This window comes from Pseudovibrio sp. Tun.PSC04-5.I4 (assembly GCF_900104145.1).
In the GTDB taxonomy this organism is placed as follows: domain Bacteria; phylum Pseudomonadota; class Alphaproteobacteria; order Rhizobiales; family Stappiaceae; genus Pseudovibrio.
On record NZ_FNLB01000006.1, the window covers coordinates 2,525,291 to 2,551,191 of the forward strand.

Consider the following 25,901-nt stretch of genomic DNA (forward strand, 5'->3'; position numbering starts at 1 on the left):
TCTCTGCCACTCTCAAATATCTCCCTTCATTTCTGCTGGATTATCAGGACCGACTAGAAGCTCTGCAGATATGATGAGGGCTTTGAGTTGGGGAAACTCAAAGCCCTCACTTGTCTTAGGATGTTATCTCTTAGTCCTCAAGGGAGGGAAGTCCTTTCGCTGCACGGCCTTCCTCAATCGTCCAACCTGTCTTCTCTCGCATCCATTGGAAGGAGATGTAGAGTGTTGGGATGAGGAAAATGCCCACAGTGAAGGACACCACCATTCCAGCCAGCACCGGAATGCCAACTGCAACCATGGCACCAGCGCCCGGACCTGTTGAGATCACCAGAGGAACCAGACCTGCGGAGAACGCCAGCGATGTCATCATCACAGGACGGAACCGCAGACGTGCGCCTTCCACTGCAGATTCAAAGATGGTCATGCCTTCGATGCGTTTTTCCAACGAGAACTCGTTCATCAGAATTGCGTTCTTACCAGCAAGAGCGATCAGGATAACCATGCCGATCTGAGCATAAAGATCGAACGAGAGGTTGAAGAGCCACAAGCTGCCCAAAGCGCCTGCCAGTGCCGGAGCAACCGACAGCAACACAGGAATTGGCGTGTTCCAGCTTTCATAGAGCGCAACAAGGAACAAATAGGCGAACAGGAATGCGAGGCCGAGCACAATAGCGGTCTGCCCTGCGGCTTCCTTCTGTTCCAATGCCAACCCTGTCCACTCGTATGCATAGCCCTTCGGCAGTGCTTTTACGGCAACCTCATCCATCGCAGCCAGTGACTGACCCAGACCGACACCGGGTGCTGCGTTACCATTGAAGGCGACTGCACGGTAGTTGTTGTAACGGGTGATCGTGTTGGCACCGCGAGAAAGTTCTGTGGTTACAACAGAGGACAGCTCCACCATTTCGCCGGTATCAGAGCGAACGAAGATGCTGTTGATGTCTTCAGGCCCTGAGCGGTACTCCTCTTCTGCCTGCAAACGAACGGACCATGTACGACCATAGAGATTGAAGTCGTTGATGTAATAGCCGCCCAGCGTTGCCTGCAATGCGTTGTAGACGCTGGCAATGTTCAAGCCCAGCACCTGCGCACGATCACGATCCAGCTTTATATCCAGCTGCGGTGTGTTTGCGTTGAAGCTCGTGAAAAAGGCAGCAAGGTCAGGTGATCCATTTGCAGCAACGGTCAAGGATCGCGCGACCTGTGCCATGACTGTCGGGTCCTGACCTTCCAGGCTTTCCATGATGAACTCAAATCCACCAACGGTGCCTAGGCCATCAATGGCTGCCGGGTTAACCGGGAAGAACGTTGCCTCTGGAATGCCCGCCAAAGCGCCATACGTTCTGTAAACAAAGGCGAAGGATGTCAGGTCTGCTGATGTGCGATCTTCGTAGTCTTTCAACTTCACAAAGATCACACCCGCGTTTGGTGAGGAGCCACCACCCGACAGAAGATCCAGCCCCATAACCATGGTTGTGGATTCAACAGAAGGGTCATTTTTGATGATCACCTCAGCTTCACGCATAACCTTATCAGTCCGGTTCAGCGATGCACCCGGAGGCAGGTTCACCAGAACCATAGCGTAGCCTTTGTCCTCATCTGGAACAAAGCCATCAGGTGTGTTGCCAACAATCCAGAAGCTGATCAAGCCAAACGCGATGACAGCTGGAATAGACACGGCTGCCATTTTGGCTGACTTCTTGATGATGTTAGCGTAGCCATGCCCCAGTCCATCAATGCCGCCAGATACTTTCGCCATGACGCCTGTCAGATTGCCAGAACGCATGAGAATGGCGCAAAGTGCTGGAGCCAGCGTCAAAGCATTCACTGCTGATAAAACCATCGCAGCAGAGATCGTGACCGCGAATTCCCTAAAGAGCACGCCGGATGAACCCGGCAGGAATGCGACTGGTACGAACACAGAAAGCAGCACGAAGGTGATTGCCAGCACCGGCCCTGCAATCTCGCCCACCGCTTTAGATGTGGCTTGAGCAGGTGTTAGGTCCGGCTCTTCATGCATCACACGTTCTACGTTCTCGACAACGATGATGGCATCATCCACCACAATACCAATGGCCAGAACAAGAGCTAGGAGCGAGATGGTGTTGGCGGTAAAGCCGAGCATATAGGCAACGGCAACGGCACCGATGATAGACACAGGAACTGCGATCAGTGGGATCAGTGTTGCCCGCAAGCGTCCAAGGAAGACGAAAACCACGATGGTTACGAGAACGAAGGCTTCAAGAAGTGTCGTAATCACCTTCTTGATCATCTCGTTCACGAATAACGAGTTATCGAAAACGGATTCGTATGTCAGATCCTCAGGAAAGCGCTCTGACAGTTCTGCCACACGTTGATTGACGGCCTCAGACACGGCCACTGCGTTGGCACCGGGGGAGAGGTAGATACCAACCATGGCTGTTGGCTGTTGGTTGAACTCTGCCATCACATCAAAAGAAGCGGTGCTGAGTTCAACGCGTGCTACATTTCGCAGGCGAACAACGGACCCGTCGGGGTTGGCGCGGAGCAGTATGTTCTGGAACTCTTCAACCGTATTCAAGCGACCTTTTGCGGTCACAGTCAGCTGAAGTTGCTGGTCTGCGGCCACAGGCGCTGCACCAATACGGCCAACAGCTGCCTGTTTGTTTTGCGATTGAACAGCGGCAATAACATCATCTGCAGTGAGGTTAAGCGCTCTCAGTTTGGGTGGGTCAATCCAGATACGCATGGAATAATCCTGCGCTCCAAACACGGATGCATCGCCCACACCGGAAATACGCTTGAGCTCATCAACAATGTTGATGGTGACGTAGTTTGAAATGAACAGGCCATCGTGTGTTTGATTTGGCGAATAAAACGACATCGCCTGAAGCAGATCACCTGCTTTTTTGGTAACGTTCACGCCCTGATCGCGCACTTCTTGCGGGAGTTTGCTCTCCACCGTACTGACGCGATTTTGCACATTCACCGCGTTGATATCTGGGTTTGTGGTCAGGTCGAAATAGACGGTAAGAGAGTATGTGCCATCGCTTGAAGAAGACGATTTCATATAGCGCATACCATCAACGCCATTCACCGCACCCTCAATGAGCTGCGCGACACTTTCTTCCATCGTGAGCGCATCCGCACCGATGTAGACTGCGTTCACCTGCACTGTTGGCGGGGCGATTGTCGGGTACTGAGAGACGGGAATCGAGTATATCGATATCGCGCCAAGCACCACAATGATGATCGAAATCACCATCGCCAGCCGAGGCCGGCGAATAAACATGTCATAGATCATGGTTTATTGACCTGCCAGCTGAGCGTTGACTTTAATGCCGGGGCGGACTTTTTGAATGCCGGAGGTGATCACAAGATCGCCCTTCTCCAGACCTGATCCGATAATCACAAGGCCATTGATCTGATCGACAACGTTGATGCGTTGCTGTTCCACCACGTCCTCTTTATTGACCTTGAGAACGTAAGGGCCTTTCTGATCCAGCAGCAATGCTGCCTGTGAAGTCACGAGGACAGGTTTCGCATTTTGAACTGTTACCACCACATCAACCAGCTGCTGATCAAAGAGAACGCGATCCGGGTTATCAAAGGTTGCATACCCAGTAACCGTATCGGTTCCCGGATTTGCCTCAGCTTCAAGGAAATCCAATCTGCCGTTGGACTTGTAGAATTTGCCATCCGACAAACGAAGCCTGATGAGGTAATCATGAGCTTCTATATTCTGCTCACGTTGCCCTTGCAGGATCAAAGCCTGGGGAACGGGGAATGCAACGCGGATTGGGTTAAGGGACGTAATCGTTGCCAGTGTGCCGCTGTTGGCAGTGACGTAGGCACCTTCTTTAAAGGCCGCTGTTCCGACCTGACCGTCCAACGGCGCACGAATTTCAGTATAGCTCAAATCCAGTTTGGAGAGCTTTAAGTCGGCTTGTCGCAGAGCAAGATCTGCATTCGCCTCTTTCAGGTTTGCTCTGGCAGTATCAAGTTCAGACACGGAAATTGTATCGCGGTCAACCAGCTGCTTCTTTCGATCGAAATCTACCTTTGCCAGATCCACTTTTGCTTGAGAGCTTTCCAAATTGGCTTCTGATTGTTCAACCGCATATTCATAGGGCTGCTGCTGAATCACAAAGAGCAGGTCGCCTTGTTTGACGTTTTGGCCTTCTTTGAACTCCAGAGGCTCAAGAAATCCGCCGACCCGTGCGATGAGTGCGACTTGACTGATAGCATCTGTCCGGCCAGAGAAAACGCGTTCTTCTTCAATAACTTCATCACGGACAGCTTCAACTATTACACCTGGAGGCGGAGGTGCTTGTTGTGCAACTGCCTGCTGAGTAACAACAAGTCCACCGAGAGCGGCTGCAAACAACACGAAAGTTGTTTTGCGCGCCATTGTGAGCAATTTCACATCCCAACCGACAGGGAATTCTTTTTGGTTTTTCATTTTTTACTCTTACACATTGAGAACTGCTGGCAGCTTTTGCCTAACGTTACCCTAAGGAAGTGACTCAATCCTTGATAGAAAACTGGCACACTGAACGCGTTTGTGGTCACCATCACCAAGACAGCGCCAATCATGAATCTGATCAAGATTTGATGCAGTCCTCTCACTTTCCCGTAAGAAAGCCCGTGATCGGCATCACATAAAGAACAGTCTCGTATTTTTACTGATCTTTTTTTTGACTTTGTAGAAGCAAGCCTCGCGTTTCTGCCCAGAACTTTTCTCGATTTTCCCTGCTAAAATGCTGTGCAGAAACAGTCAGTTTCTTATCGCATTCATAGAAGCCATTGGTTTTGCCTACAAAATCTTGAGAGAGCAGAATGTGCATGGCCGGGAGAGCAGCATAGGGCGCCGATTTGCCAACCAATGAACTGAGCATGCCGAGATAAAACCTCCTAGCAAAACTGTAATGCAGGACCTGTTTGGTGAGAACGAGACCCGGGCCGAAGGCATTCATGCAAACACTGGTGCCTTTCAATGTTTCGAAAAACTCTGCCAGATAAAGTAGATTGCAGTTGGTGTGAGCAACGCGCCTCTCCCAGGTATCCAACTGGCAATTTGGATCATTGAGCGCCCCCAAGTCAGGCTGCGCAAACGGAGTTTGAGGGCTGGCGAAGGATATCACACGCGTTTCAGGCTGCGTTTTGAGCAGCGGCAACAGCTTGTTGAGGAGATGGACGCGGCTTAGATAATTGACGGCCAGTCCGCTTTCGATGCCTTCTGCGGTCAGTCCCTGAAACCCCGGCAAAGCCATCGCACAGAGCACAACACGGTTCAGATCTGGCAGCTTCCCTATGATTTCCTTAGAAAGTCGATCAACCTCAGAAATTAACGAAAGGTCTGCGGTAAAGCCGATGTGTTGTTGGTTCGGGCCTGCCGCATGAAGGTCTTTGAGGACGGCTTGTACCTTTGCCTCGGATCGACCGACGATAGCGAGCTTTTGGCCAACATCGGCCAGTCGGATCGCGAGCGCTCTCCCGATACCATCTGTTGCCCCTGTAATGAGGTGCGTTTGGCTTGTTTCGCGCCACTCCTCAAGATACCCGGGAGGCGGTGGTACCGGAATGGCTTTGGCTTTCTTCATGCTCAAAGTAGAGCAGAAACCCTTTAATCAGTTGCCGAACTTTTCGATAAACTCATCGATGGGGAGCTTTCTGAAATCTGAAAGCGTTTGGCGTAATTTGTCATGAGGCCAGTTCCACCATTCAATCTGAAGAAGCTTTTCTTCCTGCAGCTCTGTAAATCGGCGTTTGATTGGTTTAGCGGCAACACCGCCTACAATCGTATAGTTTGGCACATCTTTCGCGACAACAGCACCAGCTGCGATAACGGAGCCATGACCAACCTTCACGCCCGCAAGGACAGTTGCGCCGTGACCTATCCAGACATCATGGCCGATTGTGACCCAATGCTCTTTACGCCATTCGAAGAACTCTTCGTCATCCGCTCCTAGCCCGTAGAATGACGCCCTATACGTCCAGTGGTGCTGAGCTGCTCGCCACGTTGGGTGATTGCCGGGATTGATGCGGACATCATTGGCGATTGAACAGAATTTCCCAATGCTACTTAATCCAACATCTCCACGATCCCCAATGTACGAATAGTCATCCATCTCCATTTTATAGAGCTCGGTAAATTTGCCGACTTCGGTCCAAATACCCAGTCTGGATTCAGTTATAATAGCAGTGTCGTGGATAGTTGGTTCAACACTCAATTTTGTCTGTTCGGCCTTTGTTGGCTGCATAACCATATTCCGCTCCCCACCTGAATCTCAAATCTCGTCTGTAAGTCTGGCGTGCAACCAGAATGTGACAGGAGCAACATGGCACGTTTCACGCGAAATTTTATTTGCGAATAACTTGAGAGACTTTGCAGAAATGACCACACTTGCTAGTAGGTTTTTATCAGGATGGGGAATCTAAGTTTATGCAAGAAGCCGTGACCGATTTCAAAGGGTCGCTTCGTCGTCTCTATTTCGGACAGACAACAGCTGCGCGCGTCTGGCGCATCGGGCTGCTGATGTTTGACGTGATCACGATCCTCTACTTCGTGCTGTCTGCCACAGTGCCGGAGTTGGGGGGATACCCTCGGGTAGATTGGGCGATCGGCTTTGTTTTGCTGATTGAATATTGCCTGCGGCTTTCAATTGCTCTGCGGCCTGTACGCGCTGCTTTTGACAGCACTGCAATAGCTGATCTGATTGTGATCCTGTCTCTGTTTGCCGAAGCCCTTATTGAAAATCTTGGTTTCCTGCGCATCATTCGCATGGTCCGGGTGATGCGGTCCTATCATGTGGTGAAAGACCTGCGTGAGACATTTTCGTGGTTCCGACAGCATGAGGAGATCATCAACTCTGCCATTAATCTGATGGTCTTCGTGTTTATGGTGAGCGCGATGGTTTATGTGATCGAGGCGCAGCTTAACCCTAATATCAACTCCTACATGGACGCATTGTATTTTACCGTTACAACGCTGACCACGACTGGTTATGGCGATATTACCATGACTGATAGTATTGGCCGAGCCATCACCATTGTGATCATGGTTTTCGGGGTCGCACTGTTCCTGCGGCTGATCCAGACGATTTTTCGGCCGTCGAAAGTTAAATATGCATGTCCTGATTGTGGCCTTAATCGTCATGATAATGACGCCGTCCATTGCAAGCATTGCGGAAATACATTGCATATTCCTACCGAAGGGGAATGGCAGTAGTTAGCTCGCGAAAAGTTGTAATCTATGGCATCAATTTTGAGAGCAAGACCGCGCCAAAGCTGTATGTTAGCATAAATAAAATAGATTCAGATAATTCATAGGTTCCTCAATGAATTACAGAGATCTCAATCCGGGCAACTGGCAAGTAAAGTGGGATAGGCATGAGCCTAATTACGAGTGCGATTACGTTTTCGACTGTGGTTTTTTCTGGATTACTCCCAAGCGCTACGTTAGCTGAAGAAGCTCCTTGCGGCATTGAAGCTCCTTGTGAGGTGAAGAGCGGCGAATACTACATTGCTTTGCCAGATGCGAACGTCAGTGGCGAAAAACTTGGCGCAATCATCTATCTGCATGGGTGGAAGGGTAAAGCTGACAAAGCAGTGCAGAACAAGTCACTCCGCAACCTTGCTAATGCACTGGGCGTCGCCTTGATTGTGCCTCAGGGTATTGGCGGATCATGGTCCTATCCGGGGTCACCAAGTCAGAACCGCGATGAATTCAAATTCTTTGATGAACTGCTGACTGACGTTGCAGATCGTTTCCCCATTGATCCCGACAAGATCTTACTCTCCGGCTTTTCTATGGGCGGTTCTATGGTTTGGAACCTTGCCTGTTATCAGGGCGAGAACTACGCCGGCTTTGCGCCGATTGCCGGGGCCTTCTGGGATCCAATTCCTAAATCCTGTCCGTCTCCGCTGACCAACTTTTACCACACGCATGGCGTTGAAGATAAAACTGTTCCCATGGTTGGCCGTGCGATTGATACCGACTGGCGTCAATCCGATGTGTTTGACAGTCTGGACGTGTGGAAGCGACAAGCCGGGCTTTACAACACGGAACCACAGTCAATCGTCGCAGGCGAGTTGACATGTGATGTCTGGTCCACTGAGGGCCAAAAACTGGAGCTCTGCCTCCATGATGGCGGGCACTCCATGAATGCCAACTGGATCCGCCGTGCCTGGCTGGATTTAGCCAATACAAAGCACTGGTAAAACCCACAGGATCATCACAGTGGCAACTGCAAATTTCACGGGTCATCACGATGCTGTGTGATTTTCCAGTTTCTGGTAGTGAGCCTGATTTTAGTGCTCTAACGTCTCTCCAAAATTTGCTGGATTGCTGCAAGTAGCGTGGTCAGTCACCTTCCACTTGCAGCCGTTCTTCTCTCGATACCAACGGATTAGACAATTTGAGCTCTCAACGAGACGGTGAACACCGCCACTCTCCCACTCCCAAAGGGCCACTGGATGGTCTCGTGGTTCTGGACCTTTCCCGCATTCTGGCTGGCCCAACCTGTACCCAGTTATTGGGTGATATGGGCGCCGAAATCATCAAGATTGAACATCCCAAACGGGGTGATGATACGCGCGGCTGGGGCCCTCCATTTTTGAAGGGAAAAGGTGGAGAGGACACTCGCGAAAGCGCCTATTACCTCAGTTCCAACCGCAATAAGAATTCAGTCGGCATCGACATGCGTTCTGACGAAGGCATTCAGATTCTGAAGGATCTTGCTGCAAAAGCGGATATCGTGATTGAGAACTTCAAGGTGGGAGACCTTGCCCGCAAAGGGTTGGGGTACGAGGACCTTCACGCATACAACGAGCGCCTGATTTACTGTTCCATCACAGGTTTTGGCCAGACCGGCCCGTATGCCCACCGCGCAGGATATGATGCCCTTATCCAAGCTATGGGCGGCATCATGAGCATTACTGGCCTTCCAGAGGATGGCGGTGGCAGCCCGATGAAAATCGGCGTTGGTATTGCAGATGTGATGTGTGGAATGTACGCCAGCACTGCAATCCTCGCAGCCCTTCAGCATCGCGAAAAAACCGACGAAGGCCAGTATATCGACATTTCACTGCTGGATTGTCAGGTGGCTTGGCTGATCAATCAGGGCCTCTCCTATCTGACTGATGGCAATATCCCGAAGCGTTTGGGAAATGGACACCCGACCATCGTGCCTTATGAGACGTTCCCCGCGACAGACAAAGACTTCATGGTCGCAGTTGGCAATGATGCTCAATACCAACGGTTTTGCGAGGTACTGGAATGCCCTCAGCTTGCTACTGACCCTCGGTTTGTGACTAATGCGGACCGTGTTCGCAACAGAGCTGAGCTGGTTCCGTTGTTGCGGCAGTACACGATTAAACAGAATGCCTTGCATTGGACGGATGCACTGGAGGCAACAGGGGTTCCCTGTGGTCCAGTGAATGATCTGGCGGGTGTGTTCAGTGATCCGCAGGTTCTGCATCGCGGTATGAAAATCTCCATGCCGCACGCGCAATCGGAGAATGGTCAGGTGAACCTGATTGGTAACCCGATCAATTATAGCAAGACACCCGTTACTTACCGTAAGGCTCCGCCTGCTCTTGGAGAAGACAGCATTGCTGTTCTTTCCAAATACCTGCAAAAATCTAAGGAAGAGATAGACGATCTCGCAGCTCGCGGTATCGTTTCATTGGGGAATTCATAATTATGCGTGGCGCTGATCTTATTGCTCAAAAACTGCATCAGGCAGGCAGTTCATTCGCATTCGGCATTCCGGGCGGCGAAGTTCTCGCGCTCATGGATGCGTTAAACCTCGCTGGCCTCAAGTTTAATTTGGTGAAGCATGAAAACGCTGGTGGCTTTATGGCGGAAGGCGCATGGCATGGCATGGCCCGTCAAGGCACGGATGCCCCTGTTGTTTTGCTGGCGACGCTTGGTCCGGGCGTGACCAATGCGGTGAACGTGATTGCCAATGCCTATCAGGATCGCGTGCCGCTGGTGTTTCTAACCGGGTGTGTGGATACAGCCGAGGCTGAGACCTACACCCATCAGGTGATGGATCATCAGCAACTGTTGCGTCCAATCGTCAAAGCCAGCTTCAAAGCTGCTCCCGGTGCGCTGAATGCCATGATGGATAAAGCGATCTCGATTGCTATGTCCGGGCAGCCGGGTCCGGTGCATATTGATGTGCCAATTTCTGTTGCTGAAAGCGAGACAACGGAGCTGCTGAAATCTCCTAATTACGGTGTTCGTGCTGCTCAGTTGCCATTTGGTGATGTGCTGGAACAAGCGCGCGATCTGCTTGGTTCTGCTGAACGCCCGATTGCGATCGCCGGGTTGGATGCTGTTAATGTGGATGCTGGCAAAGAGATTGAAGCTTTCTGTGAGGCCTACCAGATCCCACTGATCACGAGCTATAAGGGAAAGGGATTGATCCCTGAAGCGCATAGACTTTCCCTTGGTGGTGCGGGCTTGTCGCCGAAAGCAGATAAGAGCCTGATGCCATTGTTGCAGGATGCTGATCTGGTTGTGCTGATTGGGTATGACCCGATTGAAATGCGGGTGAACTGGCGCAATCCATGGAGTGAAAACACATCTGTGATCGAGCTCACGCCGGTGTTGCGCAGCCACGGTATGCACCATGTCAGCCACACTCTGGAAGGTGACATCAAACCAACTCTGCTTGCGCTGATGCCAGAAGATGAGGCGGGTAGCATAGCTGAAGATAATGCGTGGATTGTTGAGCGTGCTGGTGCCGCACGAAAGCAACTGGCAGCTGATTTTACCGCAGAAGACAGTGGTTGGGGTCCGGCTACTATCTTCCACGGGTTACGGGATGTTTTGCCAGACAGCACCGTTGCGACTGCGGATAGCGGTGCTCACCGCATTCTGGTGAGTCAGATCTGGAAAAGCGTTCATCCTCGTACGATGCTGCAAAGTTCTGCACTGTGCACCATGGCCTGCGCCCTGCCGCTTGGCATCGGTCACAAAATGGCAAAGCCGGAAGATCCGGTTGTGGTGTTTGTTGGAGATGCTGGTTTGGAGATGGGTCTTGGCGATCTGGCGGTTCTGCGGGATATGCAGGTACCATTTATCGTATGTGTGTTGGTCGATGAGAGCCTGTCTCTGATTGAGCTGAAGCAACGTGCCAACCAGAACCCAAATCTGGGCGTTGATTTCTCCGCCACAAACTTCCCTGCTCTTGCTGAGGCTTATGGCGGGCGTGGCATCTGGGTAGATGACAGCGAAGGGTTGAAGCGGGAAGCAGAAGCCGCTCTTGCCCGAAATACCTTCACAATGCTTGCCTGCCGCATTGACCGCAGGGCCTATGACGGCAAGCTATAGAGCCTGATAGTTTTGATCGTGCCTCAGGTGTTGCCTGTGGCACGGTCTGCAATGCGCTGGAAGATCACATCAAGCTCTTCACTGAGCGAGCTCAGATCTTCCGCAGCAGTATCGCGATAGGGCTGGAATACAAAGCTTGGTGTCTTCCACGAGAGTGTCGTTGATCCATTTCTGCTTTCTGTCAGGTAGAACCTTATAGGCGCTTCAATGCCTGACTGTACGTTAGCGGCCAACATTCTTCTGGCAAAATCATTCCGAAATACGCCAATGACGTAGTTGCCGGGAATCTCGAAGCCGTTTGCTTTGGCTCCGCGAGAGGCACTGGCCATGCTGACCAAGAGCATATCTTCTTCGCGAATGGCTTTCTTCAAAGAATCCAGCAGGTCTTCAATGGCCATTGTGGTTTCAATCACACGCCAACCATTGCGTGGAAGAACCTTGCCTTCTTGTGCCTGTTCTGTGGTGATCTGAGCTTGCGAGGGTTGAAAGGCGGCCATGACGAACATCAATGTTCCGACAAAGCCGAGCATACCGGTGAGAACTTTCATTCCAAAATCCTTCTCTCATCTCAATCATTTTAGGTGGGGGATCTCAACAGGCAGTTGTCCAGTCCCCCTCCATTTTAATGGGCTAAATTTTAGTGGTTTTGTCTCTTTGCATTCTGGCAAATCGCCAAACTACTTTGCTGATACTGGAGCTGGATCCATACCAACCCAATAACGGACACGCGCCCCAATCATGGAGCCTGCAAAAGCGAAGACCAACCACAGCCAGCCGTGCATAGAGCCAGAAGTTATGCCCCCCAGATAGGCTCCGATATTGCAGCCGTAGGCAAGGCGTGCGCCATAGCCGAGCATCAACCCGCCTACAATTGCAGTTCCCGCATCCCGTAGATTTATTTTTTTCGTGGGGTTGAATTTTCCAGCAAGGCCAGCCGCAATCAGCGCGCCTAAAACGATGCCGAAATTCATGACGGATGTGGAATCTGCGAAGACAGAGTTTTTGATCGCACCAACCTGCCCTTTCCAATAGGGCCAGGTCTCGACCGGGATGCCAACAGCGTAGAAAATCTTCGCGCCCCAGAGAGCAAATCCAGATGTGATGCCCCAAGGACGACGCAGCACAATGAACGTAAGAACGCAAACCAACGCTAATATCAACGCACCCAGTACATAGCCCCATTGGCCCTGTAAAAGGGAGGTTGTTTTGCGTGGTTTTTCCAGCCCACCCCATTGCTTTTTCTCGATAAACACAGAGGCGATAGCAAACGCTATTAACGGTACAATAGTGATTAGAAGCGCAGGCACGACCCCAAAACCACGCACAAGCGAAAACGCCGGTATTCTTGGAAGTGAATTCCAAAACGGGAGGTGCGCTGTTGCAATCACACTGCCCAAAATGAAGAAGGCAAGCGTGATGAGCATTCGTGATGATCCGCCGCCCACAGTGAACAAGGTGCCTGATCCACATCCGCCGCCAAGCTGCATGCCAACGCCGAAAATGAAAGCCCCAATTGCGGCTCCAACGCCAAACGGGAATACAAACCCACCTGTTCTAATTCCAATGTCCGGCCCGTATTGCAGGAGTGGGAAACTTATCAAACAAACCAATGAGATAAGCAGGAATTGAGCGCGCAGGCCCTGCCCCCTTCGCTGGGTCACAATTCGGCGCCATGCAGCGGTGAAGCCGAAGCTGGTGTGATATAAGGCAACACCGGCCAGTGCGCCGATCATTGCGCCACCCATTACGCGCCAGCCATTGTACTGAAAGCCCAGCGTTGCGACGACCGCCAACGCAAGCAATGCGCCGATTACGATCGCAACCTGTGGAGATTGTAGGTGCTGATCCACTTTTGTTTGTTGATAGCTACTGGTGTTCGCCATTAATTCGCCATGTACTTAGAGTCTTTTCTGATAGGGACATTACACAGAGGTGATCAACTAGAAAATCAAGAAGGAGTGAACACTATTTTCCGGGGCAAACAAACTAAGATTTAAATCTAATAAATACTGCAAAACTATAACTTTAATTTCTACCGGGTTACTTATACAGTCATGATGACCTAGTAATAAATTACATGTTGGTTTCTATTTGTCGCAGATTTCATCTTATGAAAGAGAATAGCGTTTTCCATTTCTTCATGTCGCTAAACTATACTTTCTACATAAACAAAACTTGCTGATATTAAACACCATTTTGTGTGTTGAACGTCATCGCCAGTTTTGAAAGGGTTCTGATCAACAGATCTTCTTGGCAGAGCTGTGCCGAACTGCAAAGTGAAATTGTGTGGTCCAACCCACAAGCTATCGAACCTCACAATGCAACCAGCACACATCTCCACAACTACGGGTCGCATCCATGCGCATTGATGACCAGTTCGAATACTCGGTAACACTCTCCGACAAGAGTGCATTAACACACTGGAATAACACTATTCTTGCGTTTCTTGCGCATAGTGCTGCTACTCCAGAGCACCTGACAAAAACACTGGAGGCAGACCCACAGTTTGCTCTAGCTCAGGCTGCTCGCGGTCTCTTCTGCCTGCTGCTTGGCAGACGTGAAATGACTGCAACTGCTTTTGAAGCTTATGCCATTGCTGATAAGAGCCGTAAGCACACTGCAATTACAGACCGCGAAGACGTGGTGGTTGATGCACTTAACGACTGGCTTCAGGGGTACCCAACCAAATCTGCCGATCGTTTGGATCAGATGTTGTCGAAGTATCCACGAGATGCGCTTCTTCTCAAGCTTGTACATGGCATTCGCTTTGTTCTTGGCCAGCCTTCTCGCATGCGGTCATCTATTGAAGGTGTGATTTCATCCTATGAAGATGATCATATTGCCAAAGGCTATGTAAACGGCTGTTACTCCTTCGCCCTTGAAGAAACAGGTGATTTTGGAGAAGCTGAACGGATTGGCCGTGATGCAGTTTCCATCCAAGGCGATGACGCCTGGGGCCTCCATGCTGTTGCTCATGTGTTGGATATGACGGGCCGAGCGGAACAGGGTATCAAGTGGTTGGATGATCAACCAAAGGCTTGGGAACACTGCAATAACTTCGGTTATCACGTCTGGTGGCACCTTGCTTTGTTGCATCTGGACCGTGGCAACATTGAGCGCGTTTTCGAGCTTTACGACCATAAGTTCCGCAAAGACCACACCGACGACTACCGTGATATCTCCAACGCAGCCTCAATGCTGGTTCGTTTGGAACTGGAAGGCGTCAAGGTTGGAAATCGTTGGGAAGAACTCGCGGGCATCAGCGACAAGCGGACCGACGATTCCTGTAATGTTTTCGCAGACTTGCACTACATGATGGCTTTGCTGGGCGACAATCGTCGTCAGGCTTCTGACCGTCTTCTCACCCGAATGCGGACATTTGGCGAAGAAGACAGCAATGAAATGTCACATGTTACTAAAACAGCAGGCTCTCCAACAGCTTCTGGCTTGATGCAATTTAAGAATGGCAATTACTTCAGCGCTTACCACCATCTGGCTGAGGCACGTCCTCTGATGCAGACGGTAGGCGGCAGTCACGCCCAACGAGATGTGTTTGAACGCATTACAATTGAAGCTGCTTTGCGTGCTGGCCTTTGTCAGGAAGCAAAGCGCATGATTGACGAACGCACACGCATCAGAGGCGGTTCAGACACATATGCCGAAACACGGATGGCACAGGCAACGCGTATGACACAGGCCACAGACCTGATGCAGAGCGAACATCTGCGCTTTCGTATGGGATAAATAATGGTGCTGCTTCGGGGAGTTTCGAAGTAGCCTTTCCTCTTGTATATGTTGAGTTTCAAAGACATCGTGAACAAACACAGTATTTCGCCTAGCCCTATGCAAACGGCAAACCGACAAAGAGATCCACGCCTCGATTTTTTCCGAGGCATCGCAATGTTCATAATCTTCATTGCCCATCTGCCAGCAAACAGTTGGGCTCTTTGGATTCCGGCGCGCTTTGGCTTTTCCGATGCCACTGAGATCTTTGTTTTCTGCTCCGGAATGGCTTCCGCTATTGCCTTTGGCCGTGTGTTTGAACTGCATGGTCTAGCTATGGGTAGTGCCCGTGTAATTTATCGCGTCTGGCAAGTGTATTGGGCTCATATCTGCTTGTTTCTTGGCGTTGCAGGTATGCTTGCATTCTTACAAATCAATGGCTTAACCAGCGAAGATTACGTGGGTAAACTGAATCTCTGGCCCTTCTTCGAGGACCCAGTTTTCCAACTTCCGGGCTTACTAACTCTCACCTACGTGCCGAATTACTTTGATATTCTGCCGATGTATCTGGTGATTTTGGCCATGCTGCCGCTGGTGATGATTGCTTATTACACAGCGGGCCGCGGAGCTGTTCTGGCGCTTGTTGTGGGGTTCTGGTTGATAGCTACATTCCGATTTGTGGACTTCCCAGCTGAGCCATGGTCGGATCGTCGTTGGTTCTTCAATCCATTTGCATGGCAGCTTCTGTTCTTCACCGGCTTTGCTTTCATTAAGGGCTGGATCCCTCGTCCTCCGGTGAAAAAGCGACTGCTGTTTTTAAGCGCGGCCATCATCATCCTTACTATTCCATTTGCCTATTTTCGTATCCTCAATACGGTACCAGAGCTACGCCAGGTCGCCTGGGAGATTAGAGACCTCACCGTGAAATCTGAGATGGGTATTCTGCGCTACATTCACTTCCTTGCTCTTGCCTATGTGGCATGGGCAGCGGTTGGTGAAGGCGGGCATCGTTTGTTGCTGCAAGGTTTTGGCGGCAAGGTTGTGCGGGTCATAAAAAAGGTCGGGCAGCAATCTCTGGCTGTTTTCCTCGCCAGCTTGATCTTGGCGCAAGGCATTGCAGTTTTCCGCGATGAACTGGGGTTGAAAGGCACTCTCTCTGGTGGAGTTATGGCAAATCTTCTTGGGTTTGCTGGTCTTATCGCTGTGGCTTACGCGGTTGCCTGGTTTAAGGGCCAACCATGGAAAAAGGCCCGGGAACCCCGAGCCTCCTAATCTTCTCGTCATTTCCTGCGGCGAACTGCCTCTAACGCGCGGGAGCGGTCCTATCTCGTTTCTGCGCGAGAGCCCGTTCCATCTTTTCCTGCTCTTTGACAAGGCCCTGCAGTTCCTGCGGGGTCTTTCTTTCTTCCGGCAGTATCCAGAGACCAGACTGTTTGAAGAACAACCCCAGTGCTGGTTTGGAGGTGATGACTGCGAACGGGATTGTGAGAAGAGGGCCGACAATAATCGGCAGCAAAAGCCACGATTCAACGAGGCTGAAATTGGTGATCCATACAGTGCCTACAATACCAAAAAGCGTTTGCGGCCAGAATTTTATGACTGCAATTGACCACGGAATGCCTTCCGGTTGTCTACTCTGGCCGCTCCAATCCGTTTTGCGGCCGGTAAACAGCTGCACCATAAATACACTATGCGCAATGGCCATAACGGGTGCCAAAAACATCGAAAACAGAAGCTCATAGAACGCGCTGACCGCGACAGATAGAAGCCCGCCGTATTCCTTCCGTTCTTTGCCAACTGTCAGTACATGCGTAAGCGTTGTCAGCTTTGGCGCAAACACCATCGTCATCACAATAATAATGAGTGCCGTGCCATAAACGGGATCGAAGACCAGCGTCCCCGGCTCAGCACTCGCCGCGGTGTAAGTAGCTGTCGCGATAAACAAAAGCCACGCTGGCGAGCCGATGAACATGAGAATTGCAAGCACTAGCTGAATTCTACCAAGCAGCTTAAATCCCGGTGCTCTCAGCAACTTGAAATACTGCAAATTTCCATGGCACCAACGGAGATCTCTGCGAATAAACTCAATGAGATGAGGCGGGTTTTCCTCATAGCTTCCGCCTTCAACCGGTAACACACGCACCTCATAACCAGCGTTGGCCATCATAGCGGCCTCGACCTGATCATGGCTCAGGATTGGCCCGCTGAGAGCTCCATCTCCCGGAAGAGGTTTCAGCATACAATGCTGGATAAATGGCCTAATGCGGAAGATAGCGTTATGGCCCCAATATGGCCCACACGGACCTTGCCACCACGCAGCACCAAGTGTGTAAGAACGCATACCAAGACGCATTCCCCACTGAAATACCCGTGTAAAGAACGAGCTGGTGGAAAGCCCGAGAACCAGACTCTGCAAAATACCCAAACGCGGGTTTGCGTTCATTTTGGTGACGAGGTTACACAGCACCTCCGCTGAAAGGAAACTATCTGCATCCAACACGATAGCGTACTCATGCCGCTTACCCCAGTTGTGACAGAAGTCCGCAACATTGCCCGCTTTGTAACCGGTATTCTGCTCGCGTCGGCGATAAGTAACACTGATTTTGTTTTGCCAACGCGCGCGCAACAACGAGAACTCGCGGATTTCCTGAATGATGTGATCGGGCTCATTACTATCGCTCAGGACATAAAGAGAGAAGTAATGAAGCTTATCCATTTTCTCAAGATCCTGAAGCATAGCTTCCAGCTTAACAGCAACTTCTGGGGAATCCTCATTCCGCACGCAAGATAACAAAGCTGTCTGATTGTTGAGCATTGGTTTTGCTGCTTGTTCATTTTCCTCAGGCAAACTTGGAAATACGCTGGAGATAGGGTTTTTCGTAAACTTGAGCAGCATCAGGCCGATTATTCCGTGCCAGAAGCCAATAACCAACCACGGCAAGGTTACCAAAAACGCCAGAATCATAATGACTTTTGGAGGAGAAAAACCTCCGACCGACAATGTTAAAGACATTAAGCCCACCAGACACAGCAGGGAGAGCGAAACGAGGCAGAAAAACAGAAGTCGTCGGCGGTATAAGCGTTTATTTTCGTTATGCTTCCCAACAATGTTGGTTGCAAGCAGCTGGTCAACAAGACCAGACCGCGTGTTCTCATCGTGAACGCGTGAATGCTTTCTCATGGTCTACCCAAATTTTTATTGTTCTTAGAGGCACCTACATTTCTGCTAGTTTCCTTTGTTCACGTTTCCCTAGAGTATATTTGTGAAAACTTAGCGATCCGGGGAGCGCTTTACGTGCCTGATATTGCCAGAGCGCTTTGGTATACAGCGCCTCAAACTATTGAAATTCGAGAGGAAAAACTCTCTCAACCATCTGGTAACCGTGTTTACTTAAAAACCCACGCTTCTGCGATCAGCCGAGGCACCGAGGCAATTGTGTTTCGAGGGGATGTGCCAGTGAGCGAACAAGAGCGCATGCAGGCACCATTTCAGGAAGGAGCTTTTCCCTTTCCTGTTAAATACGGGTATGCAAATGTTTCCGAAGTTATTGAAACTAAAGGAAATTTAAAATCTGGACAACGTGTTTTTTCCCTGTTTCCGCATCAAAGCAATTTCCTGCTTCCAGAAGAAGCTCTTTACCTCATACCCGAGGATGTACCTAGTACGCGGGCTACACTTGCTGCCAACATGGAGACTGCGCTGAATATTCTCTGGGATGCTGCGGTTTTGCCATGTGCGCATGTCACAGTGGTGGGGACTGGGACGCTAGGGTCTCTTGTCGGATACTTATCTGCGCGCATAGCGGGTGTAAAAGTAACAATGGTTGATGTGAACAAGCGCCGACAAGATATCGCTGATGCGTTTTCCTGCGCGTTCTCCACTCCAGAAGTAGCTGTCGGAAATCAAGACGTGATTATTCATTGCAGCGCTTCTGAAGCAGGCTTGAACACAGCAATCCGTATTGCCGGAAGGGAAGCACGGATCGTGGAAGCCTCGTGGTATGGCCGCCGTCCTTCGGGTCTGTCATTGGGCGGTAGTTTTCACAGCCAACGCCTCAGCCTCATTTCCTCTCAAGTGGGACAAGTTGCCCCGATCATGCGACCCCGCTGGACGCATCGCAGACGCATGGAAGCTGCAATTACTCTGCTGAAGGACGACGTTCTGGATACACTTCTGGCACCACCGATCCAATTTGAAGATGCACCAACTTATTTACCAGAGATTTTGGCGGGCAAGAAAGACACCGTTTGTCAGCCTATTATTTATTCGTGATTTTGAAGAGGATTTCTGAGCATGTATTCAGTCGAAATCAGCAATCACGTTATGATTGCACACAGCTTAAAAGGTGAGGTTTTTGGTCCGGCGGAACAGCTGCATGGGCTAACTGCACATGTTCATGTCGCAATATTTGCTGAAGAGCTGGATGAGAACAGCATTGTTATTGATATTGGCAATGCGCTGGATGTCTTGGCAGAAATCCTGCACCCGCTTAACTACAAAAACTTAGATGATCTCCCGCAATTTAAAGGGAGAAATACGACAGTCGATTTTTTGTGCAGCTATATTTACCAGCGTGTATGCGATGCAGCATACCTGCATAAATTAGGCCGTGAACCTGGCGAGCTGAGTAAAGTCCGCGTAATGATTTCTGAAAACCCCAATGCTCGTGCTTCCTATGAAGCACCGCTTACAGCGTCCGAGGCCCATGAGTAATTTAGATACGCAGCTTGAGCAAACAGCCACTTCTGCGCTTAAAACATGTCATTTCATTTTCCCAGGTGACATAAATACCGCGAGTGGTGGCTACCGCTATGATCGCGAAATCATTCGTGGTTTACAGGCTCAGAACTGGGAGGTATCCCTCATCAGTCTCGAAGGCGCGTACCCAAACCCTACGCATGAAGATAAAGCTCTCGCACAGCATGCTGTCGATGACCTCCCCGAAAGCTCTCTCGTTGTCATTGATGGGCTTGCATTAGGGGCTTCACCTGAGCTGGCTGAGCATGTTGCACGTAAGCATCGTCTCATCGCTCTGGTACATCATCCGCTTTGCCTCGAAAGCGGTATAGATCCCAGATTAGCGGCGGACCTGAAAACATTAGAAATTGCTGCGTTGAAATATGCGACGCACGTCATCGTCACCAGTTCCGCAACGAAAACAAATTTTGAAGAGTTGATGGGGGTTCCATCACAAAACATCAGCGTGGTTTTGCCTGGGACCGACCGTCCTGATCTGTCCTGTTTGCAAAGAAAAAATACCAGTAGTGAACCAGTCAAGTTACTTTGTGTGGGATCTTTGGTTCCACGTAAGGGGCAGCTACATCTTGTTGAAGCAATGAGCAAATTGCAAGACTTGGAGTGGCAGTTGGATTTGATCGGCTCCACCAGTTTTGCCCCTGATTATGCAGTGCAAGTGCGAAAACGGATCGCCCACTATGGTCTTTCTGACAGGATTAATTTGCGTGGCGGTATACCGAAAGCAGAACTCACGGGCTTTTATGAGAGAGCTGACGTGTTTGTTCTGCCAACCTATTATGAAGGCTATGGCATGGCATTTGCTGAGGCAATGAGCTTCGGCCTACCTGTTATAGCCAGCGGAGATGGCGCTGTTTCATCCACGGTACCTTCTAGTGCCGGCATTCATTTTAAAGTTGGTGATGAAAGCGAACTGAAAGATGCATTGCATTTGCTTTTGACAGATTCCACGCGGCGTCAAGAGCTCTCTAAAGGTGCGGCGGCGGCAGCTCGGGCATTGCCTGACTGGAATGAGAGCGCACAGGCCTTCTCCAGCATATTGGAGGCGCAACTTTGAGTGGTTTTTCAAGTGAGTGGTTATCACTCCGTCGCAAAGCAGACAGGCGCGCGCGCAACAAAGACGTAATGAAGAGGTTCTGCTCCTGGGTTCTTGATCATTCGCCTGATGAAGCTCCGCTAAAACTAATTGATATTGCCGCGGGAACAGGCTCTTTTATCCTCGACCTAGCAGAGCATATAGGGCCTGACAGAGAGCAGCACTGGTTACTAATCGACAATGACCCTGAGTTGTTGAAGGTCGCCGAAAACACACCATCACCGTTTCCAAACACGAAGAAGAGAACAGATCTGTGCGAGCTCACTGATGTGGGTGCTTTAAAAATACTGGAAGGGCATCACGGTGTTGTAACATCAGCCTTTTTGGATTTGGTCAGCGCGTATTGGCTGGATAGCTTTGTTGCGAGGATGAGGCAGCTGAAACTCCCTTTTCTGGCGGGGCTCTCTTACAACGGTATTCTATTGAGCCAACCGTCTCACCCAACGGACAGGCTCATTCAACGGGCGTTTAACCAGCATCAAGCAACTGACAAAGGGTTCGGCTCTGCCTTAGGGCCGCTGAGCGGCTTTCATGCTCAAGAACGACTTATAAAGGCAGGATACTCTTGCTTCACTGGGCGATCTGATTGGAAATGCGGACCGGAAGAAGAAGCTTTGCAACTTGAGCTTTTGGCCGGATGGGCTATGGCGGCAAGAGAAATCGGCGTTACAGACAGCATCGTTGATGACTGGTTGGGTTATAGGAAAATTACTGTTGAACGTGGGCATTCACATCTACAAGTCGGGCATGTGGATATAGTTGGTTTGCCTCCACAGTAGGTGCGGCTAGGAAGGCTTTTCGTACACGCTCAGAGGTTGCTTGGTGAGTTAGATGCCGCCATTTAGCAACAACAGAGCCTGCGTTAGAGCAAGAAGGCGCGGGCATCGAATTTTCTGGCGAATATACAATTGCTTGAGTTCTTCAAAGGGCAATTCGACAACTTCGATATCTTCGTCTTCATCCAGATTGCGGCTCTCAACGTTTTGCTCACCGGATGTGTATTCAGCCAGGAAAAAGTGAGCACGTTCTGCCAGGCGCGCCGGGTTGATGAAAACATTCGCCACTTTCTGCAAATTACGCAGATTGCAGCCCAGTTCTTCCTGTGCTTCCCGCAGGCATGCTTCTTCTATGGACAGGTCACTGATCTCAATTCCGCCAGCGCATGCCTCAAGGATTGTAATTTCTTCTGTTATGAAGGGCGCCACCCGCATTTGTTTGACCAACAGAACGGTTTGAGCATGCTTGTCAAAAGCAAGCACAGCTATTGAGTCACCGTAAACCCACACTGGATCAATTGTTGTATGCTCTCGGCCATCAGCATGCACAACCAGCACTTCCACCTCTTCCAGGCGGCCTTTTCCTTCATAAAGAGGAGTACGCCTAATCAGCTGCGGCATGAGTGCTATCCTTTTTCAACCTACATTGGGTTATAGGCAAGGATTACATCCCATAGAAGAGTTAAATCAATCGAGACACAGCCAAATCTCTGAAAAAATCAGGACCTTAAGTCCAAGTCAGCCAGCATATCTACCCCAAGAGGATACCAGTTTACCTGAGGGCGAATCGCTTGTGAGAGGTAGTCAATTGCAGGGAGTTGCAAACCACGTGGTCCGGAGCCGATGATCAGCGGTGCGATCATCAAATGAAGCCTATCGAGCATTCCAAGTTCTAAAAACCGCGAGAGCGTCCATGCACCGCCTTCCACCAGAATACACCGGAATTCACGGAGAACGTGGCGTATCTCAGCACAGGACAATCGCCCTTTCGCATCTGGTCGCAATTGGACGCACTCAACTCCATCTGGGTATCTAACTGGTGCATCCATTCGGGTAATTACGATGCGGCGTGCGCTCGTATCTTGCAACAAAACACTGTCTCTGGGCATGCGGGCGTATGGGTCAATCACAATACGGGCTGGGTTTCGGCCACTCACATGGCGCACAGTTAGCTTTGGATTATCTGTTACGGCTGTCCCGACCCCAACAACAACGGCATCACATAGTGCCCGCAAACGATGGAGATGAACCAGAGCCTCGGGACTACTGACATAGTTGGAGTCCCCTGTCACCGTTGCAATCCGGCCATCGACAGATTGACCTAACTGCCCAATAACAAACTGTTTTTCTGCGGAGCACAACAGTGAAAAAGAACTGGCATATCCTTTGAGGTTGGGTGCTCGCCTTTCAAAAGAGGCAGTCAGGATCTCCTGCCATTCTTCCGGAGACAGGAGAGGATGAGGTTGCATCAACGATTTCTCACAGATAAGCCGTGAGCTCTCTGCATTTTCCTGCATTTGCATTGGCAACGGTTGACCTCTGTCCATCAGGCCCCCTTGTTTTGGCGAGTTCACAGCTTCCCTCTCCCTAGGTTAGCATAGTGGTATCGAAGCTCCGTCTCCCTGTCGATCAGGAGATTGCAGGGGCTCGCCAAGAACCTATGGGATTACTGGGAGAAAACAGTATGGGCAAAACAGTTGCAGGTTATTCGGCAATGGCCAAATTTTACCATTGGGTCATGGCGATACTGGTTTTGATAATGGTGCCGATGGGCCTAATTATGACGGACCTTTCTGGCGGTGCATTGCAAAACACTCTCTATTTTTATCATAAAAGTATTGGTATTCTTTTGTTTTTTCTGGTGGCGCTTCGGCTGTTTCAACATTGGGTTACACCTGCCCCAAAGGTTCCAGCCAGCCTCCCCGTCCACCTGCGGATCATCTCAAGGGTTCTTCATGGACTGATTTATCTCGTGTTGATCGTAAATCCAATTTTGGGCTGGATCGGCCTTTCCCTTTATGGCGCGCCTATGCCGTTCTTTGGGCTCTTTAATCTCCCTTCCGTTGTTGCGCAGGATAAGCCAAATGCAGAAAGTATCCTGGACTTTCACGCAACCATCGGTGTCGTCTTTGCATGGCTGATTACCCTACATATTTTGGCAGGGCTTTATCATTGGCTCATTGCGAAAGACGGCATTATCGAGCGGATGACAACAGCGCCTTATCAACGTCCCCCTGACTAAGATAGTGCAGTGGTAAAATGTTGACGCAGTACGCTCAAAACTTCCTGCGAGGTGCCGATAGCACGCCTGACTGAATATTTTGGGCGCTTCAGCATTGCAACGGGTAAGCCGAGTTCCCTAGCTGCGTGAATTTTGCTGTAAGATGCTGTACCACCACTGTTTTTACTGATGACCCAATCGATTTGGTGATCTTGCATAAGCTTGGCTTCATCCTGCCAGTGCGCCGTGGGTAAGCCGCACACATAAATTGCATTACTTAATCGGTCACGGGGTGCAGGTGGTTCGATACTACGGATTAAATAAGTCAGATCTGGCCGTAATGCTAACGGCGCGGCTACCTTGGTACTTGCAGCAAAAAACACTCTTTTATCTTCTGGAATAAGAGACAAAGCGTGTTCCAGATCTGAAACAAAATGCCAGTTATCTTCTAAAACGGACTGCCACTCTGATCGCTGAAATTGTATTAGATGTATATCGCAGAGAGCACACGCCTGAACAGCATTTGCGGTAATTTGCGCGGCATAAGGATGGGTTGCATCAATGACTGCATCTATCTTGTTTTCGCGCAGATAGGAGGCAAGACCCTCAGCTCCGCCAAAGCCTCCGATACGGGTGGGAGCAGCCAGAGGTTTTGGTTGTTTGGTTACACCTGCCAATGAAGCTGTAATGTCAAAAGAAGTTTTAGTTACAAGGAGTTCAACAAGTTGCCGCGCTGCTTTGGTTCCGGCCAAAATGAGGAGCTTTGGCTTTCTCATGCAGGCACCTTTCTGCTCTCAACCCGAGACGTAAAAGGAGCGTGGCCGAGGATTTTCCCAGAACGATCTACTGCATACACTTCCAATTCCACGGGAGCGGCACGGAGAATAACAAGAGCGGCGCGTTGAGCTTGCTCTGCAATTATTCTGCCAATATCCAGACCCTCGTTTTCTGCCAATTGCGACACACGAGACACCAGCTTTGCCTGCCGTGTTGCAGATAATAGCTCATCAGATGCGCCGGCTTTTTCCAGCAGTTCCGCCAGATCAGCAAAATCGACTGAGGATCGCGCGGAATGAAGATCCAGCGCGCCTTGAGCCAACTTCGTTAGTTTGGCAATACCGCCCGATATGGTGAGTTTAGCAACAGGATGCGCACGCAAATATTTGAGTAAACCGCCTGAAAAATCACCCATGTCCAAGTAGGCACGTTCAGGCAATTTTGGATATATGGCTCGCAGTGCATCCTCTGATGTGGCTCCGGTCGCCGCAGCTACGTGGGTCAAGCCGGTTGCTCTGGCCACATCAACGCCGCGATGAATGGAGGCTATCCACGCTGCGCATGAAAATGGACGAACAATACCCGTGGTGCCGAGGATCGAGATACCGCCAATAATACCAAGCCGCCCGTTCATGGTTTTTAAGGCAAGCTCTTCCCCTTTGGGAACAGAGATTTCCACCTTAACCGCCAATGGCTTTTGATAATGCTCTGAGACCTTCTGCAACTCGGCGATAATCATTGAACGCGGAACAGGATTGATTGCAGGTTCGCCCACTGGAATTGGCAGACCCGGTTGCGTCACTGTGCCCACACCCTGCCCTGCTAGGAATTTCACGCCTGAGATAGTGGGATCAAGCGTGACTTTCACCATTATCAAGGCCCCATGCGTGACATCAGGATCATCTCCCGCATCTTTTATGATGCCGACCAATGCACTGGTATCACACAGCTCTTCCTTCGCCAAAGCAAAGGCTGGCGTCCCGCCACGCGGTAGACTAATCGTTACCGGATCAGGAAACTCACCCGAAAGCAGAGCTGTATAAGCAGCCTTGGCCGCGGCAGTCGCACATGCGCCTGTCGTCCAACCTGATCTCAGCTTTTTCTGCTCCGGTTTTTCCATGCAGCGACTATACAGATTTAACCCCGAAGACCAAGCAGAAGGCTTTGGTTGGCCTGCACTTTTATGCCAATTTGACTGGCCCTCACATTGCCTTGTGGATGCTGGTTTT

At 50.3% G+C, this 25,901-nt stretch carries 22 protein-coding genes; 11 read left to right on the top strand and 11 right to left on the bottom strand.

Annotated elements, in window-relative coordinates; translation table 11 throughout:
• Positions 1-130: 130 nt before the first annotated feature.
• The 4 genes from BLS62_RS17000 to BLS62_RS17015 all read right to left on the bottom strand — a co-directional run bounded on the left by BLS62_RS17000 (position 131) and on the right by BLS62_RS17015 (position 6,248).
• Positions 131-3,283 carry an efflux RND transporter permease subunit gene (locus tag BLS62_RS17000; protein WP_093183074.1) on the bottom strand — a complete coding sequence of 1,051 codons (3,153 nt, stop codon included), beginning with the start codon at positions 3,281-3,283 and terminating at the stop codon, positions 131-133.
• 3 nt (positions 3,284-3,286) lie between these two features.
• Positions 3,287-4,441, bottom strand: coding sequence for an efflux RND transporter periplasmic adaptor subunit (locus tag BLS62_RS17005; protein WP_208990917.1), 1,155 nt, complete (start codon positions 4,439-4,441; stop codon positions 3,287-3,289).
• Between the two features lie 220 nt (positions 4,442-4,661).
• On the bottom strand, positions 4,662-5,582 hold the full coding sequence (locus tag BLS62_RS17010) for an SDR family NAD(P)-dependent oxidoreductase (RefSeq protein ID WP_093183077.1): 921 nt from the start codon (positions 5,580-5,582) through the stop codon (positions 4,662-4,664).
• A gap of 27 nt (positions 5,583-5,609) precedes the next feature.
• Complete coding sequence (locus BLS62_RS17015) at positions 5,610-6,248, bottom strand: DapH/DapD/GlmU-related protein (protein ID WP_348271869.1); 639 nt, start codon at positions 6,246-6,248, stop codon at positions 5,610-5,612.
• 176 nt (positions 6,249-6,424) lie between these two features.
• On the opposite strand from BLS62_RS17015, the gene BLS62_RS17020 reads away from it, so the two are divergent.
• The 4 genes from BLS62_RS17020 (at position 6,425) to BLS62_RS17035 (ending at position 11,323) form a co-directional block, all read left to right on the top strand.
• Complete coding sequence (locus BLS62_RS17020; RefSeq protein WP_093183080.1) at positions 6,425-7,210, top strand: potassium channel family protein; 786 nt, start codon at positions 6,425-6,427, stop codon at positions 7,208-7,210.
• A gap of 161 nt (positions 7,211-7,371) precedes the next feature.
• Positions 7,372-8,202 carry a CE1 family esterase gene (locus BLS62_RS17025; RefSeq protein ID WP_208990918.1) on the top strand — a complete coding sequence of 277 codons (831 nt, stop codon included), beginning with the start codon at positions 7,372-7,374 and terminating at the stop codon, positions 8,200-8,202.
• A 197-nt stretch (positions 8,203-8,399) separates the two neighbouring features.
• Positions 8,400-9,683, top strand: coding sequence for a CaiB/BaiF CoA transferase family protein (locus BLS62_RS17030; protein WP_093183088.1), 1,284 nt, complete (start codon positions 8,400-8,402; stop codon positions 9,681-9,683).
• A 2-nt stretch (positions 9,684-9,685) separates the two neighbouring features.
• Positions 9,686-11,323: a thiamine pyrophosphate-binding protein gene (locus tag BLS62_RS17035; protein ID WP_093183091.1), complete on the top strand. Its 1,638-nt coding sequence runs from the start codon at positions 9,686-9,688 to the stop codon at positions 11,321-11,323.
• 23 nt (positions 11,324-11,346) lie between these two features.
• On the opposite strand, the gene BLS62_RS17040 is transcribed toward BLS62_RS17035, so the two are convergent.
• Together BLS62_RS17040 and BLS62_RS17045 are read right to left on the bottom strand one after the other, a co-directional pair.
• Positions 11,347-11,871, bottom strand: a complete 525-nt coding sequence (locus tag BLS62_RS17040; protein WP_093183094.1) for a DUF302 domain-containing protein — start codon at positions 11,869-11,871, stop codon at positions 11,347-11,349.
• A 129-nt stretch (positions 11,872-12,000) separates the two neighbouring features.
• Entirely contained in the window at positions 12,001-13,206 is a 1,206-nt protein-coding gene (locus BLS62_RS17045; RefSeq protein ID WP_093183097.1) for a YeeE/YedE family protein, read from the bottom strand.
• A 475-nt stretch (positions 13,207-13,681) separates the two neighbouring features.
• Here BLS62_RS17045 and BLS62_RS17050 point away from each other — a divergent pair, with 475 nt between their 5' ends.
• Both BLS62_RS17050 and BLS62_RS17055 read left to right on the top strand, forming a co-directional pair.
• A complete protein-coding gene (locus BLS62_RS17050; protein ID WP_093183099.1) occupies positions 13,682-15,067 on the top strand; it encodes a tetratricopeptide repeat protein in 1,386 nt (461 codons plus the stop codon).
• A gap of 99 nt (positions 15,068-15,166) precedes the next feature.
• On the top strand, positions 15,167-16,318 hold the full coding sequence (locus tag BLS62_RS17055) for an OpgC family protein (protein WP_093189086.1): 1,152 nt from the start codon (positions 15,167-15,169) through the stop codon (positions 16,316-16,318).
• 31 nt (positions 16,319-16,349) lie between these two features.
• Here the strand turns inward: BLS62_RS17055 and mdoH are convergent, their stop codons facing one another.
• Positions 16,350-18,227: a glucans biosynthesis glucosyltransferase MdoH gene (mdoH, locus tag BLS62_RS17060; protein ID WP_093183102.1), complete on the bottom strand. Its 1,878-nt coding sequence runs from the start codon at positions 18,225-18,227 to the stop codon at positions 16,350-16,352.
• 114 nt (positions 18,228-18,341) lie between these two features.
• Here mdoH and BLS62_RS17065 point away from each other — a divergent pair, with 114 nt between their 5' ends.
• Genes BLS62_RS17065 through BLS62_RS17080 form a run of 4 tightly spaced genes read left to right on the top strand, consistent with a single transcriptional unit; the run spans position 18,342 to position 21,677 of the window.
• Entirely contained in the window at positions 18,342-19,319 is a 978-nt protein-coding gene (locus BLS62_RS17065) for a zinc-dependent alcohol dehydrogenase (RefSeq protein WP_093183105.1), read from the top strand.
• A 21-nt stretch (positions 19,320-19,340) separates the two neighbouring features.
• A complete protein-coding gene (locus BLS62_RS17070) occupies positions 19,341-19,760 on the top strand; it encodes a 6-pyruvoyl trahydropterin synthase family protein (protein ID WP_093183107.1) in 420 nt (139 codons plus the stop codon).
• The gene (locus tag BLS62_RS17075; RefSeq protein ID WP_093183110.1) at positions 19,753-20,859 is read left to right on the top strand and encodes a glycosyltransferase family 4 protein; all 1,107 of its coding nucleotides are present in this window, start codon (positions 19,753-19,755) and stop codon (positions 20,857-20,859) included. Before BLS62_RS17070 ends, BLS62_RS17075 begins: the two co-directional genes overlap by 8 nt.
• Positions 20,856-21,677 (top strand): class I SAM-dependent methyltransferase, encoded by an 822-nt coding sequence (locus tag BLS62_RS17080; RefSeq protein WP_093183112.1) that lies wholly within the window; start codon positions 20,856-20,858, stop codon positions 21,675-21,677. The genes BLS62_RS17075 and BLS62_RS17080 overlap by 4 nt, the downstream gene beginning before the upstream one ends.
• Before the next feature lie 48 nt (positions 21,678-21,725).
• Here BLS62_RS17080 and BLS62_RS17085 read toward each other — a convergent pair whose 3' ends face one another.
• Together BLS62_RS17085 and BLS62_RS17090 are read right to left on the bottom strand one after the other, a co-directional pair.
• Entirely contained in the window at positions 21,726-22,295 is a 570-nt protein-coding gene (locus BLS62_RS17085; protein WP_093183115.1) for an NUDIX domain-containing protein, read from the bottom strand.
• A gap of 98 nt (positions 22,296-22,393) precedes the next feature.
• Complete coding sequence (locus BLS62_RS17090) at positions 22,394-23,221, bottom strand: RibD family protein (RefSeq protein ID WP_093183117.1); 828 nt, start codon at positions 23,219-23,221, stop codon at positions 22,394-22,396.
• 137 nt (positions 23,222-23,358) lie between these two features.
• Between BLS62_RS17090 and BLS62_RS17095 the strand changes: the two genes are divergently transcribed.
• Positions 23,359-23,916, top strand: coding sequence for a cytochrome b (locus BLS62_RS17095; protein ID WP_093183120.1), 558 nt, complete (start codon positions 23,359-23,361; stop codon positions 23,914-23,916).
• Here the strand turns inward: BLS62_RS17095 and BLS62_RS17100 are convergent.
• On the bottom strand, positions 23,913-24,671 hold the full coding sequence (locus BLS62_RS17100) for a cobalt-precorrin-6A reductase (RefSeq protein WP_093183123.1): 759 nt from the start codon (positions 24,669-24,671) through the stop codon (positions 23,913-23,915). The two genes, BLS62_RS17095 and BLS62_RS17100, sit on opposite strands and share 4 nt — an antisense overlap.
• Positions 24,668-25,792, bottom strand: coding sequence for a cobalt-precorrin-5B (C(1))-methyltransferase (locus BLS62_RS17105; RefSeq protein WP_093183126.1), 1,125 nt, complete (start codon positions 25,790-25,792; stop codon positions 24,668-24,670). Before BLS62_RS17105 ends, BLS62_RS17100 begins: the two co-directional genes overlap by 4 nt.
• Positions 25,793-25,901: the final 109 nt, after the last annotated feature.